13 protein-coding genes and 1 tRNA gene are annotated in these 16,063 nt (G+C 58.3%); all 14 read right to left on the bottom strand.

What is annotated here, in order from left to right; genetic code table 11:
- A partial coding sequence (locus tag IRZ77_RS25610; protein ID WP_196174594.1) for a GTP-binding protein occupies nucleotides 1–559 on the bottom strand: 559 nt, incomplete at its 3' end.
- A gap of 27 nt (nucleotides 560–586) precedes the next feature.
- On the bottom strand, nucleotides 587–2,734 hold the full coding sequence (fusA, locus tag IRZ77_RS25605) for an elongation factor G (protein WP_046617160.1): 2,148 nt from the start codon (nucleotides 2,732–2,734) through the stop codon (nucleotides 587–589).
- 30 nt (nucleotides 2,735–2,764) lie between these two features.
- Nucleotides 2,765–3,235, bottom strand: a complete 471-nt coding sequence (gene rpsG / locus IRZ77_RS25600; protein WP_003246741.1) for a 30S ribosomal protein S7 — start codon at nucleotides 3,233–3,235, stop codon at nucleotides 2,765–2,767.
- 106 nt (nucleotides 3,236–3,341) lie between these two features.
- Entirely contained in the window at nucleotides 3,342–3,713 is a 372-nt protein-coding gene (rpsL, locus tag IRZ77_RS25595; protein WP_003257088.1) for a 30S ribosomal protein S12, read from the bottom strand.
- Between the two features lie 211 nt (nucleotides 3,714–3,924).
- Nucleotides 3,925–8,124: a DNA-directed RNA polymerase subunit beta' gene (gene rpoC / locus IRZ77_RS25590; protein ID WP_046617161.1), complete on the bottom strand. Its 4,200-nt coding sequence runs from the start codon at nucleotides 8,122–8,124 to the stop codon at nucleotides 3,925–3,927.
- A gap of 64 nt (nucleotides 8,125–8,188) precedes the next feature.
- Nucleotides 8,189–12,262 (bottom strand): DNA-directed RNA polymerase subunit beta, encoded by a 4,074-nt coding sequence (gene rpoB, locus IRZ77_RS25585; protein ID WP_046617162.1) that lies wholly within the window; start codon nucleotides 12,260–12,262, stop codon nucleotides 8,189–8,191.
- 220 nt (nucleotides 12,263–12,482) lie between these two features.
- Nucleotides 12,483–12,854 carry a 50S ribosomal protein L7/L12 gene (gene rplL / locus IRZ77_RS25580; protein ID WP_013970630.1) on the bottom strand — a complete coding sequence of 124 codons (372 nt, stop codon included), beginning with the start codon at nucleotides 12,852–12,854 and terminating at the stop codon, nucleotides 12,483–12,485.
- A gap of 78 nt (nucleotides 12,855–12,932) precedes the next feature.
- Nucleotides 12,933–13,433 (bottom strand): 50S ribosomal protein L10, encoded by a 501-nt coding sequence (gene rplJ / locus IRZ77_RS25575; RefSeq protein WP_003257082.1) that lies wholly within the window; start codon nucleotides 13,431–13,433, stop codon nucleotides 12,933–12,935.
- A gap of 197 nt (nucleotides 13,434–13,630) precedes the next feature.
- Entirely contained in the window at nucleotides 13,631–14,326 is a 696-nt protein-coding gene (gene rplA / locus IRZ77_RS25570; protein WP_013970629.1) for a 50S ribosomal protein L1, read from the bottom strand.
- Nucleotides 14,326–14,757, bottom strand: coding sequence for a 50S ribosomal protein L11 (gene rplK, locus IRZ77_RS25565; RefSeq protein WP_003255500.1), 432 nt, complete (start codon nucleotides 14,755–14,757; stop codon nucleotides 14,326–14,328). Before rplK ends, rplA begins: the two co-directional genes overlap by 1 nt.
- Before the next feature lie 119 nt (nucleotides 14,758–14,876).
- Complete coding sequence (gene nusG, locus IRZ77_RS25560; RefSeq protein ID WP_003255501.1) at nucleotides 14,877–15,410, bottom strand: transcription termination/antitermination protein NusG; 534 nt, start codon at nucleotides 15,408–15,410, stop codon at nucleotides 14,877–14,879.
- 9 nt (nucleotides 15,411–15,419) lie between these two features.
- Nucleotides 15,420–15,788, bottom strand: a complete 369-nt coding sequence (gene secE, locus IRZ77_RS25555; protein ID WP_003257081.1) for a preprotein translocase subunit SecE — start codon at nucleotides 15,786–15,788, stop codon at nucleotides 15,420–15,422.
- A 44-nt stretch (nucleotides 15,789–15,832) separates the two neighbouring features.
- Nucleotides 15,833–15,908: transfer RNA gene (locus IRZ77_RS25550), tRNA-Trp, on the bottom strand.
- Nucleotides 15,909–15,962: 54 nt separating this feature from the next.
- A partial coding sequence (locus IRZ77_RS25545; protein WP_456239168.1) for an EF-Tu C-terminal domain-related protein occupies nucleotides 15,963–16,063 on the bottom strand: 101 nt, incomplete at its 5' end.

Raw genomic sequence — 16,063 nt, 5'->3', positions numbered from 1 at the left:
TTTCGTTGTCGTCTTTGCCTTCCAGGGCCATACGAGCCGAACCGATGATGATCGGGGTGTCGTCGCCTGGGAAGTCGTAGGTGGACAGCAGATCGCGAACTTCCATCTCGACCAGTTCCAGCAGCTCGGCGTCGTCTACCAGGTCAGCCTTGTTCAGGAAGACCACGATGTAAGGAACGCCTACCTGACGGGACAGCAGGATGTGCTCACGGGTTTGTGGCATCGGACCATCGGCGGCCGAGCAAACCAGGATCGCGCCGTCCATCTGGGCAGCACCGGTGATCATGTTCTTCACGTAGTCAGCGTGACCCGGGCAGTCAACGTGAGCGTAGTGACGAATGTTCGAGTTGTACTCGACGTGAGCGGTGTTGATGGTGATACCGCGCGCTTTTTCTTCCGGAGCCGAGTCGATCTTGTCGAACTCAACGACTGCCGAACCGAAAACTTCGGAGCAGACGCGAGTCAGAGCTGCGGTCAGAGTGGTCTTACCGTGGTCAACGTGGCCGATGGTGCCGACGTTAACGTGGGGAAGGGAACGATCAAATTTTTCTTTAGCCACGACAGTGAACCTCTTGCCTAAAGGGGATTAGCCTTGTTTTTTAACGAGTGCTTCGACGATGTTCGACGGAGCTTCGGCGTATTTGGAGAATTCCATGGAGTAGCTTGCGCGACCCTGAGACATGGAACGAACGTCGGTTGCGTAACCGAACATCTCTCCGAGCGGAACTTCAGCGCGGACGACACGGCCAGAGACCGATTCATCCATACCCTGGACCAGACCACGACGACGGTTCAGGTCACCCATCACGTCACCCAGGTAGTCTTCCGGGGTTACAACTTCGACCTTCATGATCGGCTCGAGGACCACGCCACCACCCTTCTGGGCCAGTTGCTTGGTTGCCATCGAAGCAGCGATCTTGAACGCCATTTCGTTGGAGTCGACGTCGTGGTACGAACCGTCGAACACGGTAGCCTTCAGGCCGATCAGCGGATAGCCGGCAACAACGCCGTTCTTCATCTGCTCTTCGATACCCTTCTGGATCGCAGGGATGTATTCCTTCGGAACCACACCACCAACGACTTCGTTGGTGAAGACCAGGCCCTCAGTGATATTGCCCTTATCGTCTTCATCCGGCTGCGAGAAGCGAATCCAGCAGTGACCGAACTGACCACGACCACCCGACTGGCGAACGAACTTGCCTTCGATCTCCACACCGGACTTGGTGATCTTCTCGCGGTACGAAACCTGCGGCTTGCCGATGTTGGCCTCAACGTTGAATTCACGCTTCATGCGGTCAACGATGATGTCCAGGTGCAGCTCACCCATACCGGAGATGATGGTCTGACCAGTCTCTTCGTCGGTCTTGACGCGGAACGACGGGTCTTCCTGAGCCAGCTTGCCCAGAGCGATACCCATCTTTTCCTGGTCCTGCTTGGTCTTCGGCTCGACAGACAGCGAAATCACTGGCTCCGGGAAGTCCATGCGCTCAAGGATGATTGGCTTGTCGGCGTCGCACAGGGTTTCACCAGTGGTAACGTCCTTCATGCCGATCAGGGCCGCGATGTCGCCAGCGCGCACTTCCTTGATCTCTTCACGCTGGTTGGCGTGCATCTGCACCATACGACCAACGCGCTCTTTCTTGCCTTTGACCGAGTTGATGACCGAGTCACCGGAGCTCAGAACGCCCGAGTAGACGCGAACGAAGGTCAGGGTACCTACGAACGGGTCGGTAGCGATCTTGAACGCCAGAGCCGAGAACGGCTCGTTGTCGTCGGCGTGACGCTCATCCTGCTGCTCTTCGGTGATCTCATCCTTCGGCACTTCGGCCAGATCAGGGTGGATACCCTTGATCGCAGGAATTTCGGTCGGAGCAGGCAGGAAGTCGATAACGGCATCGAGAACCAGGGGAACACCCTTGTTCTTGAACGACGAACCGCAGACAGCCGGAACGATCTCGCTGGCCAGGGTGCGCGCACGCAGACCTGCCTTGATTTCTTCGACGGTCAGCTCACCTTCTTCAAGGTACTTGTTCATCAGCTCTTCGCTGGCTTCGGCGGCGGCTTCAACCATGTTGTTGCGCCATTCGTTAGCCAGGTCGACCATATCCGCTGGAATTTCTTCTTCGCGGTAGGTAGTGCCTTTATCGTCTTCGTTCCAGTAGATGGCTTTCATCTTGATCAGGTCAACCTGACCCTGGAAGTCGTCTTCTGCACCGATAGCCAGCTGGACCGGAACCGGGGTGTGACCCAGGCGGTTCTTGATCTGGCCGACAACGCGCAGGAAGTTGGCACCAGCACGGTCCATCTTGTTCACGTAGACAACACGTGGAACGCCGTACTTGTTGGCCTGACGCCATACGGTTTCGGACTGCGGCTCAACGCCGGAGGTACCGCAGAACACAACGACCGCGCCGTCGAGTACACGCAGCGAACGCTCTACTTCAATGGTGAAGTCAACGTGGCCGGGGGTATCGATGACGTTTACGCGGTAGTTGTCGTACTGACCACGGGAACCTTTCCAGAAGGTGGTAACGGCAGCGGAGGTAATGGTGATACCGCGCTCCTGCTCCTGCACCATCCAGTCGGTGGTCGCGGCGCCGTCATGCACCTCGCCCATCTTGTGGCTCAGACCTGTGTAGAACAGGATCCGCTCGGTAGTGGTAGTCTTGCCCGCGTCAACGTGGGCGCAGATACCGATGTTACGGTAGCGGTTAATTGCTGTAGTACGAGCCATAAAGCCCTCGCAAAATGATTGATGCTTGAATTAGAAGCGGTAGTGCGAGAACGCTTTGTTGGCCTCGGCCATACGGTGCACGTCTTCACGCTTCTTGACTGCAGCACCCTTGCCTTCAGCAGCATCCAGCAGCTCGCCAGCCAGGCGCAGAGCCATCGACTTCTCGCCGCGCTTGCGGGCGTAGTCTACGAGCCAGCGCATTGCCAGAGCGTTACGACGGGATGGACGAACTTCAACCGGAACCTGGTAAGTGGCACCGCCGACACGGCGGGACTTAACTTCGACCAGCGGAGCGATGGCGTCGAGAGCTTTCTCGAAGATTTCCAGGGGGTCGCTGTTCTTGCGTGCTTTGACGGTATCCAGAGCACCGTAAACGATGCGCTCGGCTACGGCCTTCTTGCCGCTTTCCATCACGTGGTTCATGAACTTGGCGAGGATCTGGGATCCGTACTTCGGATCGTCCAGGATCTCACGTTTTGCTGCTACACGACGTCTTGGCATGATAAGCCCTCAAACGGTCTTCAGGTTAGCCCGGGACCAGGTCTTTCGACCCCTGCCCGACCTTACTCTTATCGACTCAAATAAATGGATGTCTGCAAACGACCGATTACTTCGGACGCTTGGTACCGTACTTCGAACGACCCTGGTTACGGCCTTTAACGCCCGAAGTATCCAGAGAGCCGCGAACGGTGTGGTAACGAACACCTGGCAAGTCTTTTACACGGCCGCCACGGATCAGGACGACGCTGTGCTCTTGCAGGTTGTGGCCTTCACCACCGATGTACGAGGAAACCTCGAAACCGTTGGTCAGACGCACACGGCATACTTTACGCAGTGCCGAGTTAGGTTTTTTCGGCGTGGTGGTGTACACGCGGGTGCACACGCCACGACGCTGCGGGCAGTTCTGCAGCGCAGGTACGTCGGATTTCTCGACGGTACGCTTACGCGGCTGACGTACCAGCTGGTTGATAGTTGCCATCTACTAGCTCCACTGATTGTCTTGCGACGCTATTGTCTTGCAAGAAAGCCAAAAATTGGCGAGACGGAGCCTCACCAAATTTAAGGGTACAAAAGTCTAAAGAGGATCTTGCACCCAGTCAAGACGAGGCCCCGGCCCTCCCCGCCCGGTCATCGGCAACAATTGTTGTCACCGATGCCCTTGCGAGGCTTGCCGGGGCCCTGCCCTGTACTTAGTTACCGCTGGAGTTCAGCGCTTCGGTCAGTGCGGCTTCCACCTCACTGGCGCTCACACGCAGCGGCTTGTCGGCATCACGGCGACGCTTGCGCTCGCTGTGGTAGGCCAGACCAGTACCGGCCGGGATCAGACGACCCACGACCACGTTCTCTTTCAGGCCGCGCAGGTAGTCGCGCTTGCCGGTTACCGCCGCTTCGGTCAGCACGCGGGTGGTTTCCTGGAAGGAAGCCGCGGAGATGAACGACTCGGTCGACAGCGACGCCTTGGTGATACCCAGCAGCACGCGGGTGAACTTGGAGACGAACTTGTCCTCGGCGGCGAGACGCTCGTTCTCTACCAGTACCTGGGTCAGTTCCATCTGGTCGCCCTTGATGAAGCTGGAATCGCCCGACTCGGAGATCTCGACCTTGCGCAGCATCTGACGCAGGATGGTCTCGATGTGCTTGTCGTTGATCTTAACGCCTTGCAGACGGTAAACGTCCTGAATCTCGTTGACGATGTACTTCGCCAGCGCGCTCACACCCAGCAGACGCAGGATGTCGTGCGGATCGCTCGGGCCGTCAGAGATAACTTCGCCGCGGTTTACCTGTTCGCCTTCAAAGACGTTCAGGTGGCGCCACTTCGGAATCAGCTCTTCGTACGGATCGCTACCGTCGGTCGGGGTGATGACCAGACGGCGCTTGCCCTTGGTCTCCTTGCCGAATGCGATGGTGCCGCTGACTTCAGCCAGAATCGAGGCTTCTTTCGGACGGCGCGCTTCGAACAGGTCGGCAACGCGCGGCAGACCACCGGTGATGTCACGGGTCTTCGACGTTTCTTGCGGGATACGCGCGATAACGTCACCAACGCCGATCTGGGCACCGTCAGCTACGCCGACGAGGGCGTTGGCCGGCAGGAAGTACTGGGCAGGTACGTCGGTACCCGGCAGGTACAGGTCCTTGCCAGAGGCGTCGACCATCTTGATCGCCGGACGGATTTCCTTACCAGCGGCAGGGCGATCCTTGACGTCCAGGACTTCAATGTTGGTCAAACCAGTCAATTCGTCGGTCTGACGTTTGATGGTGATGCCTTCTTCCATGCCCACAAAGGTCACGGTACCTTTCAGCTCGGTAACGATCGGGTGGGTGTGCGGATCCCACTTGGCGACGATGGCGCCAGCTTCGACCTTGTCACCTTCCTTGACCGAAATCACCGCACCATAAGGCAGCTTGTAGCGCTCACGCTCACGACCGAATTCGTCGGCAATGGCCAGCTCGCCGGAACGCGATACGGCAACCAGGTTGCCATCGGCACGCTCAACCTGCTTCAGGTTGTGCAGACGCACCATGCCGCCGTTCTTAACCTGGACGCTGTCGGCAGCCGAGGTACGGCTTGCAGCACCACCGATGTGGAACGTACGCATGGTCAGCTGGGTACCCGGCTCACCGATCGACTGCGCAGCGATAACGCCGACAGCTTCACCGATGTTCACCTGGTGACCGCGAGCCAGGTCACGACCGTAGCACTTGGCGCAGATGCCGTAGCGGGTTTCGCAGTTGATCGGCGAACGCACGACCACTTCGTCGATGCTGTTCAGCTCGATGAACTCGACCCACTTCTCGTCGACCAAGGTACCGGCCGGAACGATGACGTCCTCGGTGCCTGGCTTGAACACGTCACGGGCGATGACACGACCCAGTACACGCTCACCCAGCGGCTCTACAACGTCGCCACCTTCGATGTGCGGGGTCATCAGCAGGCCCTGGTCGGTGCCGCAGTCGATCTCGGTAACCACCAGATCCTGGGCAACGTCTACCAGACGACGAGTCAGGTAACCGGAGTTAGCAGTCTTCAGTGCGGTATCCGCCAGACCCTTACGAGCACCGTGGGTCGAAATGAAGTACTGCAGAACGCTCAGACCTTCACGGAAGTTCGCGGTGATCGGCGTCTCGATGATGGAGCCGTCCGGCTTGGCCATCAGGCCACGCATACCGGCCAGCTGACGGATCTGGGCTGCGGAACCCCGCGCACCGGAGTCAGCCATCATGTACATCGAGTTGAAGGACTCTTGCTCGACTTCGTTGCCTTCGCGGTCGATAACCTTCTCTTTCGAGAGGTTGGCCATCATCGCCTTGGACACTTCGTCGTTCGCCTTCGACCACAAGTCGATGACCTTGTTGTACTTCTCGCCCTGGGTTACCAGGCCGGAGGCGTACTGACTCTCGATTTCCTTCACTTCGTCGGTAGCGGTACCGATGATGCGGGCTTTCTCGTCCGGGATAACGAAGTCGTTAACACCGATGGAAACGCCGGAAATGGTCGAGTAAGCGAAACCGGTGTACATCAGCTGGTCAGCAAAAATAACGGTCTCTTTCAGACCAACCACGCGGTAGCACTGGTTGATCAGCTTGGAGATCGCCTTCTTCTTCATCGGCTGGTTGACCACGTCGTACGGCAGGCCTGCCGGTACAACCTGGAACAGCAGCGCACGGCCGACAGTAGTGTCGACGATACGGGTGTTCTTGACCACCGAACCGTCACGCTCTTTCACGGTTTCGTTGATACGAACCTTGATTTTCGCGTGCAGGGCAGCCTCGCCGGCGCGGAATACGCGGTCGACTTCCTGCAGGTCGGCGAACACGCGACCTTCGCCCTTGGCGTTGATGGCTTCGCGGGTCATGTAGTACAGACCCAGTACCACGTCCTGCGACGGAACGATGATTGGCTCACCGTTGGCTGGCGACAGGATGTTGTTGGTCGACATCATCAGCGCGCGCGCTTCGAGCTGGGCTTCCAGGGTCAGCGGCACGTGAACGGCCATCTGGTCACCGTCGAAGTCGGCGTTGTACGCGGCACAGACCAGCGGGTGCAGCTGGATAGCCTTACCTTCGATCAGAACCGGTTCAAAGGCCTGGATACCCAGACGGTGCAGGGTCGGTGCACGGTTGAGCAGCACGGGGTGTTCGCGAATCACCTCGGCGAGCACGTCCCAAACCTCTGGCAGCTCGCGCTCGACCATCTTCTTGGCAGCCTTGATGGTGGTCGCCAGACCACGCATTTCAAGCTTGCCGAAAATGAAGGGCTTGAACAGCTCGAGGGCCATCTTCTTCGGCAGACCGCACTGATGCAGACGCAGGGTCGGGCCTACGGTAATAACCGAACGGCCGGAGTAGTCCACACGCTTACCGAGCAAGTTCTGACGGAAGCGACCTTGCTTACCTTTGATCATGTCGGCCAGGGACTTCAGCGGACGCTTGTTCGAGCCAGTGATGGCGCGACCGCGACGGCCGTTGTCCAGCAGGGCGTCGACCGCTTCCTGCAGCATGCGCTTTTCGTTGCGCACGATGATGTCCGGCGCCGACAGATCCAGCAGGCGCTTCAGACGGTTGTTACGGTTGATCACCCGACGATACAGGTCGTTCAGGTCGGAGGTCGCGAAGCGGCCGCCATCCAGCGGAACCAGCGGACGCAGGTCCGGCGGCAGCACTGGCAGGACGGTCAGGACCATCCACTCAGGCAGGTTGCCCGAGCCCTGGAACGCTTCCATCAGCTTCAGACGCTTGGACAGCTTCTTGATCTTGGTTTCCGAGTTGGTCTGCGGAATCTCTTCGCGCAGGCGACCGATCTCGTGCTCCAGGTCGATAGCGTGCAGCAGCTCGCGGACAGCCTCGGCACCCATGCGGGCGTCGAAGTCGTCACCGAACTCTTCCAGCGCTTCAAAGTACTGCTCGTCGTTCAGCAGCTGGCCCTTTTCCAGGGTCGTCATGCCCGGGTCGATAACGACGTAGCTCTCGAAGTAGAGCACGCGCTCGATGTCACGCAGGGTCATGTCCATCAGCAGGCCGATACGGGACGGCAGCGACTTCAGGAACCAGATGTGGGCAACCGGCGAGGCCAGCTCGATGTGCGCCATGCGCTCACGACGAACTTTTGCCAGGGCAACTTCAACGCCGCACTTCTCGCAGATCACGCCGCGGTGCTTGAGGCGCTTGTACTTGCCGCACAGGCACTCGTAGTCCTTGACTGGGCCAAAGATCTTGGCGCAGAACAGGCCGTCACGCTCAGGCTTGAACGTACGGTAGTTGATGGTTTCCGGCTTCTTAACTTCACCGAACGACCACGAACGGATCATTTCAGGCGACGCCAGACCGATGCGGATGGCGTCGAACTCTTCGACTTGACCCTGGTTTTTCAGCAAATTCAGTAGGTCTTTCAAGGCCTTTCCTCCTGGCGGAGCAGGGAGCGGGCATTACCTGCCCCACTCCCCTTCGCGTCACGTGTTATTCGGTTTCCAGATCGATATCGATACCGAGCGAACGGATCTCTTTGATCAACACGTTGAAGGACTCGGGCATGCCCGGCTCCATACGGTGATCGCCATCCACGATGTTCTTGTACATCTTGGTACGGCCGTTCACGTCGTCCGACTTCACTGTGAGCATTTCTTGCAGGGTGTATGCCGCGCCGTATGCTTCCAGCGCCCACACTTCCATCTCCCCGAAACGCTGACCACCGAACTGCGCCTTACCACCCAGCGGCTGCTGGGTAACCAGGCTGTAGGAACCAGTGGAACGCGCGTGCATCTTGTCGTCCACCAAGTGGTTCAGCTTGAGCATGTACATGTAACCAACGGTCACAGGACGCTCGAACTTGTTGCCGGTACGGCCATCGAACAGCACCATCTGGCCGCTCTCTGGCAGGTCGGCCAGCTTCAGCATGGCCTTGATCTCGCGCTCCTTGGCACCGTCGAAGACCGGGGTAGCCATTGGCACACCCTTCTTCAGGTTGTGAGCAAGGGCCAGGATCTCTTCGTCGGTGAACTCGTCGAGGTTTTCCTGACGACCGCCGATCTCGTTGTAGACCTCGGTCAGGAACACGCGCAGTTCAGCGGCCTTGCGCTGCTCTTCGATCATGCGGTCGATCTTCTCGCCCAGACCCTTGGCCGCCAGGCCCAGGTGAGTTTCGAGGATCTGACCGACGTTCATACGCGAAGGTACACCCAGCGGGTTCAGTACGACATCGACCGGAGTACCGTTGGCGTCGTGCGGCATGTCTTCGACCGGCATGATTACCGAGACGACACCCTTGTTACCGTGACGACCGGCCATCTTGTCACCCGGCTGGATGCGACGGCGGATTGCCAGGTAAACCTTGACGATCTTCAGTACGCCCGGTGCCAGGTCATCACCCTGCTGCAGCTTGCGCTTCTTGTCTTCGAACTTGTCGTCCAGCAGACGGCGACGATCGACGATGTACTGCTGAGCCTTTTCCAGCTGCTCGTTCAGTGCATCTTCGGCCATGCGCAGTTTGAACCACTGGCCGTGCTCCAGACCGTCCAGTACTTCGTCAGTGATCACAGTGCCTTTCTTCAGGCCCGCGCCACCGTCGACCACCTGGCCGTTCAGGGCAGAACGCAGACGCTCGAAGGTTGCACCTTCGACGATGCGGAACTCTTCGTTGAGGTCCTTGCGGATCTCGTCCAGCTGCATCTTCTCGATGGCCAGGGCGCGGCTGTCGCGCTCGACGCCATCACGGGTGAAGACCTGTACATCGATGACGGTACCCTTGGTGCCGGTTGGCACGCGCAGGGAGGTGTCCTTAACGTCGCTGGCCTTCTCACCGAAGATCGCGCGCAGCAGTTTTTCTTCCGGAGTCAGCTGGGTTTCGCCTTTTGGCGTTACCTTGCCGACCAGGATGTCGCCAGCGCCGACTTCGGCACCCACGTAGACGATACCGGCTTCGTCCAGCTTGTTCAGTGCGGCTTCACCCACGTTCGGGATGTCCGCAGTGATTTCCTCTGGGCCAAGCTTGGTGTCACGCGCCACACAGGTCAGTTCCTGGATGTGGATGGTGGTGAAGCGATCTTCCTGGACCACACGCTCGGACAGGCAGATGGAGTCTTCGAAGTTGAAGCCGTTCCACGCCATGAACGCGATGCGCATGTTCTGACCCAGTGCCAGCTCACCCATGTCGGTGGACGGGCCGTCGGCCATGATGTCGCCACGCTGAACCTTGTCACCCTTGCTCACCAGCGGACGCTGGTTGATGCAGGTGTTCTGGTTCGAACGGGTGTACTTGGTCAGGTTGTAGATATCCACACCTGCTTCGCCGGTTTCAACTTCGTCGTCTGCAACGCGAACAACGATACGGCTGGCGTCGACCGAGTCGATCACGCCACCGCGGCGAGCAACCACGCAGACACCGGAGTCACGGGCAACGTTGCGCTCCATGCCGGTACCTACCAGCGGCTTGTCGGCGCGCAGGGTCGGTACAGCCTGACGCTGCATGTTCGAACCCATCAATGCACGGTTGGCGTCGTCGTGCTCGAGGAACGGAATCAGCGACGCAGCAACGGAAACAACCTGCTTCGGCGAAACGTCCATCAGGGTGACGTCTTCCGGCGCCTTGACGGTGAATTCGTTCAGGTGACGAACAGCTACCAGCTCATCGATCAGCTGCTTCTTCTCGTTCATCGCGGCCGAAGCCTGGGCGATGACGTGATCCGCTTCTTCAATGGCCGACAGGAACACGATTTCGTCGCTGACCACGCCTTCCTTCACCACGCGGTACGGGCTTTCCAGGAAGCCATACTGGTTGGTGCGGGCATAGGCAGCCAGGGAGTTGATCAGACCGATGTTCGGACCTTCAGGGGTCTCGATCGGGCACACACGGCCGTAGTGGGTCGGGTGTACGTCACGGACTTCGAAGCCGGCACGCTCACGGGTCAGACCACCTGGGCCGAGTGCGGAGACGCGGCGCTTGTGGGTGATCTCGGAGAGTGGGTTGTTCTGGTCCATGAATTGGGACAGCTGGCTGGAACCGAAGAACTCTTTCACCGCCGCCGCAACCGGCTTGGCGTTGATCAGGTCTTGCGGCATCAGGCCTTCGCTTTCCGCCATCGACAGGCGTTCCTTGACCGCGCGCTCGACACGCACCAGGCCAACGCGGAACTGGTTCTCGGCCATCTCGCCGACGCAACGTACGCGACGGTTACCCAGGTGGTCGATGTCGTCGACGATGCCTTTGCCGTTACGGATGTCGACCAGGGTCTTCAGAACCTCGACGATATCTTCCTTGCTCAGCACGCCCGAACCTTCGATCTCGGTACGACCGATACGACGGTTGAACTTCATGCGGCCAACCGCGGACAGGTCGTAACGCTCGGCACTGAAGAACAGGTTGTTGAACAGGGTCTCGGCAGCATCCTTGGTTGGCGGTTCGCCAGGACGCATCATGCGGTAGATCTCGACCAGGGCTTCCAGCTGGTTGCTGGTGGTGTCGATCTTCAGGGTATCGGAGATGAACGGACCGCAATCGATGTCGTTGGTGTACAGGGTCTCGATACGGACAACCTGCGCCTTGGCGACCTTGATCAGCAGTTCGGTGGTCATCTCGGTGTTGCATTCGGCCAGGATCTCGCCGGTAGCCGGATGCACGATGGCCTTGGCGGTAGTGCGGCCCAGGACGTATTCCATAGGAACGTCCAGCTGCTTGACGCCGGCCTTCTCGAGCTGGTTGATGTGGCGCGCGGTAATACGACGGCCCTGCTCGACGATGACTTTGCCGGTTTCGTCATGGATATCCATGACTGCAACCTCACCACGCAAACGCTGTGGTACCAGTTCCAGGCTGAGTTTCTCGCCGGAAATGTGGAACACGTTGGTGGTGTAGAAGGTGTTCAGCACTTCTTCAGTGCTGTAACCCAGGGCACGCAGCAGCACCGAGGCCGGCAGTTTGCGGCGACGGTCGATACGTACGAACACGCAGTCCTTCGGGTCGAACTCGAAGTCCAGCCAGGAGCCGCGGTAAGGGATGATGCGAGCGGAGTACAGCAGCTTGCCGGAGCTGTGAGTCTTGCCACGGTCGTGGTCGAAGAACACACCAGGCGAACGGTGCAGCTGGGAAACGATCACACGCTCGGTACCGTTGATAACGAAGGTACCGTTCTCAGTCATCAGGGGGATTTCACCCATGTAGACTTCTTGCTCTTTGATGTCCTTGATCGCTTTGTTCGACGATTCCTTGTCGAAGATGATCAGGCGCACCTTGACCCGCAGTGGGACCGCGAAGGTCACGCCACGCAGGACACATTCCTTCACATCGAAGGCGGGTTCGCCCAGGCGATAGCCTACGTACTCCAGGGCAGCATTGCCGGAGTAGCTGATGATCGGGAATACCGATTTGAAGGCCGCGTGCAGGCCGACGTCGCGGAACTGATCCTTGGATGCTCCCGCTTGCAGGAATTCGCGATACGAATCCAGCTGGATGGCCAGGAGGTAAGGCACATCCATGACGTCCGGCAACTTGCTAAAGTCCTTGCGGATACGTTTTTTCTCAGTGTATGAGTAAGCCATCAGCGTTCCCCAGCTTGGTCACCTGCTTGTTTGGCTTCTCCCGGCGGGAGCAGCCAGAAAATCGTGCAAACCCCTTGGTTTGCGCCACCCACATGGGTGTCTTGCAGCTTGTTATCGGGGCCGGCCTGACCGGCCACCAATAACGGAAAAAGGCCGGTGGCATAAGCCACCAGCCATCAGCCCTTCGCTCAACGCTCGGACTGGAGTCGCAAGGTCGAGATTACTTCAGCTCGACTTTAGCGCCAGCTTCTTCCAGCTTCTTCTTCGCGTCTTCAGCAGCTTCTTTCGAAACGCCTTCAGCGATAACCTGAGGAGCGCCGTCGACTTTCTCTTTGGCTTCTTTCAGGCCCAGACCGGTCAGTTCACGAACGGCCTTGATCACGTTTACTTTCTTGTCGCCAGCTTCGGTCAGAACGACGTTGAATTCGGTCTGTTCTTCAACAGCGGCAGCAGCGCCAGCAGCTGGGCCAGCGGCAACAGCGGCAGCAGCGGTAACACCGAAGGTTTCTTCCATCGCTTTGATCAGTTCAACAATTTCCAGAACAGTTTTCTGGCCGATCGCTTCGATGATTTGCTCGTTAGTCAGAGACATGACTTAAATCCTGTATTGGGGTGACAGCCTACGCAGCCATCAAATTAAACGTATGATTTTGAAAGAGTTGCGGGTGCCTTAGGCAGCAGCAGCTTCTTTCTGGTCGCGCAGAGCTGCCAGGGTACGAGCCAGCTTGCTGGTTGCACCTTGGATTACGCTCATCAGCTGTGCGATAGCCTCGTCGCGAGTTGGCAGGGTTGCCAGCACGTCGATCTGGTTAGCGGCAAGGAACTTGCCGTCAAACGCAGCTGCCTTGATCTCGAACTTGTCCTGACCCTTGGCGAACTCTTTGAACAGACGAGCAGCAGCGCCCGGGTGTTCGTTGGAGAAAGCAATCAGGGTCGGGCCTTTGAACGCGTCGTTGAGGATCGAGAATTCGGTGCCTTCAACAGCGCGCTTCAGCAGGGTGTTACGTACGACACGTACGTAAACGCCAGCTTCGCGGGCCTCTTTACGGAGTCCGGTCATTGCGCCTACAGTCACACCACGGGCATCAGCCACGACAGCGGACAGAGCGACTTTGGCAGCCTCGTTGACTTCAGCGACGATGGCCTTCTTGTCTTCGAGTTTAATTGCCACGGGTTTACTCCTGGTTTTTACCGTTTCATCTGGCCGAAGCCGGATGTCGTTTTGGTGTCTGATTCGGTAACGAATCGGGAGCACCATCTGCGTGGGCTGGTGTTTTAAGGCTTGCGCCGCCTACGGTCTTGGATAGCCCCCGCCAGGCAGGGACCCCAATTTTTGCTGGTGGCGCGACAGGTCGCGCCACCATGTTCTTACACGTTCAGCGAGCTCTGATCGATGACCAGACCTGGGCCCATGGTGGTGCTCAGGGTAACGCGCTTGACGTAGATACCTTTCGAGGAAGCTGGCTTGATACGCTTCAGATCAGCGATCAGGGCTTCAACGTTTTCCTTCAGCTTGCCGGCTTCAAAGCCGACCTTGCCAACGGAGGTGTGGATGATACCGTTCTTGTCGGTACGGTAGCGAACCTGACCAGCCTTGGCGTTCTTGACGGCGCCGGCTACGTCTGGGGTCACGGTACCAACTTTCGGGTTAGGCATCAGGCCGCGAGGACCCAGAACCTGACCCAGCTGACCTACAACGCGCATGGCATCAGGCGATGCGATAACGACGTCATAGTTCAGGTCGCCGCCTTTCATTTCGGCAGCCAGATCGTCCATACCTACGCGGTCAGCGCCGGCAGCCAGAGCGGCTTCAGCAGCTGGGCCCTGGGTGAAGACAGCAACGCGAACGGTCTTGCCAGTGCCGTGCGGCAGCACAGTAGCGCTACGTACGACCTGGTCGGATTTACGCGGGTCAACACCGAGGTTAACGGCGATGTCGTAGGACTCTACGAACTTGGCAGCAGGCAGCGAAGCCAGCAGAGTGGCCGCTTCTTCGAAGTTGTAGGCCTTGCCTGCTTCGATTTTCTCGGCGATTGCCTTTTGGCGTTTGGTCAGCTTAGCCATTACACACCCTCCACGTTCAGGCCCATGCTGCGGGCAGAGCCAGCGATGGTGCGTACAGCAGCGTCCAGGTCAGCGGCAGTCAGGTCAGCCTGTTTGGCTTTCGCGATATCTTCCAGCTGAGCACGGGTAACGGTACCGACTTTAACGGTGTTCGGGCGAGCCGAACCACTGGTCAGGCCAGCAGCTTTCTTCAGCAGAACCGAGGCAGGGGTGCTCTTGGTCTCGAAGGTGAAGCTACGGTCGCTGTAGACAGTGATGATCACAGGAGTCGGCAGGCCGGCTTCTTGACCCTGGGTACGGGCGTTGAAGGCCTTGCAGAATTCCATGATGTTCACACCGTGTTGACCCAGTGCTGGACCAACGGGTGGGCTTGGGTTGGCCTGGCCGGCCTTAACTTGCAGCTTGATGTAAGCCTGAATCTTCTTAGCCATGAGCTACTCCAAAATCGGGTACGAACGCCTGCTGGCTCCCCGGATGACTTGCGTTTTATCCCAGTGACGACAAAACCCCGCAGCACACAGGGCTGCGGGGTATGGGATGCTTCGTCCGCCTAGACCTTTTCGACCTGGCTGAACTCGAGCTCCACCGGAGTAGAGCGACCGAAAATGAGCACCGCTACCTGCAGGCGACTCTTTTCGTAGTTAACCTCTTCGACACTACCATTGAAGTCTGCGAACGGACCGTCAATGACTCGAACCACTTCACCCGGCTCGAACAGCGTCTTCGGCTTCGGCTTGTCGCTACCGTCGGCAACGCGACGCAGGATAGCCTCTGCTTCTTTATCGGTAATCGGCGCAGGCTTGTCTGCGGTACCGCCAATAAAGCCCATCACGCGAGGGGTATCCTTGACCAAGTGCCAAGTCCCTTCGTTCATCTCCATCTGGACAAGTACATAGCCAGGGAAGAATTTACGCTCACTCTTGCGCTTCTGGCCGTTGCGCATTTCGACGACTTCTTCGGTCGGGACCAGGATCTCGCCGAAACCGTCTTCCATGCCAGCCAGCTTGACGCGCTCGATCAGGGAGCGCATTACATGCTTCTCGTAACCCGAGTAAGCATGCACAACATACCAACGCTTAGCCACGGGACACCTTTAGCCAACGATCAAGGAGACCGCCCAGCCGAGCAGGGAATCAAGACCCCACAGCAGCAGTGCCATAACCAGCACAACAGCCACGACAATCAACGTGGTCTGGGTGGTTTCCTGGCGGGTCGGCCACACGACTTTACGAATCTCGGTACGAGCTTCCTTCGCCAGCGCAAAGAACGACTTGCCCTTCGCAGTCTGCAGAGCTACAAAGCCCGCGACAGCAGCCAGGACGAGAAGTGCGAGGACGCGATACAGGATCGGGGAGGCGGAGTAATATTGGTTACCCACTACACCGACAACCACCAAAGCCACTACAGCCAGCCACTTGAACAGATCAAAACGCGATTCTTGGGCTTCAGTTTTGGGAGTCATCGAGGAGGATCCTGTGAGAAGAAAGCCATCACACCGAGGTGAAATGGCAGGTCAGGAGGGAATCGAACCCCCAACCTACGGTTTTGGAGACCGTCGCTCTGCCAATTGAGCTACTGACCTGTAACGCTGTATCAGGCCGGCCATTATACCGGCCTGATCAAGTAAATCAACTACTTATTCAATAATTTTTGCTACGACGCCGGCGCCGACGGTACGACCGCCTTCACGGATAGCGAAGCGCAGACCGTCTTCCATTGCGATGGTCTTGATCAGGG

Origin of the sequence: Pseudomonas pudica (assembly GCF_015680405.1) — a bacterium.
Taxonomy (GTDB): domain Bacteria; phylum Pseudomonadota; class Gammaproteobacteria; order Pseudomonadales; family Pseudomonadaceae; genus Aquipseudomonas; species Aquipseudomonas pudica.
Note: the sequence above shows the minus strand (reverse complement) of the source record. Positions and strands in the feature narration are given on the sequence as shown.

Bases quoted from the DNA above. Each gene is read 5' to 3' on its own strand.
- fusA (WP_046617160.1), bottom strand. From the start codon at position 2,734: ATGGCTCGTACTACAGCAATTAACCGCTACCGTAACATCGGTATCTGC.
- rpsG (WP_003246741.1), bottom strand. From the start codon at position 3,235: ATGCCAAGACGTCGTGTAGCAGCAAAACGTGAGATCCTGGACGATCCG.
- rpsL (WP_003257088.1), bottom strand. From the start codon at position 3,713: ATGGCAACTATCAACCAGCTGGTACGTCAGCCGCGTAAGCGTACCGTC.
- rpoB (WP_046617162.1), bottom strand. From the start codon at position 12,262: ATGGCTTACTCATACACTGAGAAAAAACGTATCCGCAAGGACTTTAGC.
- rplL (WP_013970630.1), bottom strand. From the start codon at position 12,854: ATGTCTCTGACTAACGAGCAAATCATCGAAGCGATCGGCCAGAAAACT.
- rplA (WP_013970629.1), bottom strand. From the start codon at position 14,326: ATGGCTAAGCTGACCAAACGCCAAAAGGCAATCGCCGAGAAAATCGAA.
- rplK (WP_003255500.1), bottom strand. From the start codon at position 14,757: ATGGCTAAGAAGATTCAGGCTTACATCAAGCTGCAAGTTAAGGCCGGC.
- secE (WP_003257081.1), bottom strand. From the start codon at position 15,788: ATGACTCCCAAAACTGAAGCCCAAGAATCGCGTTTTGATCTGTTCAAG.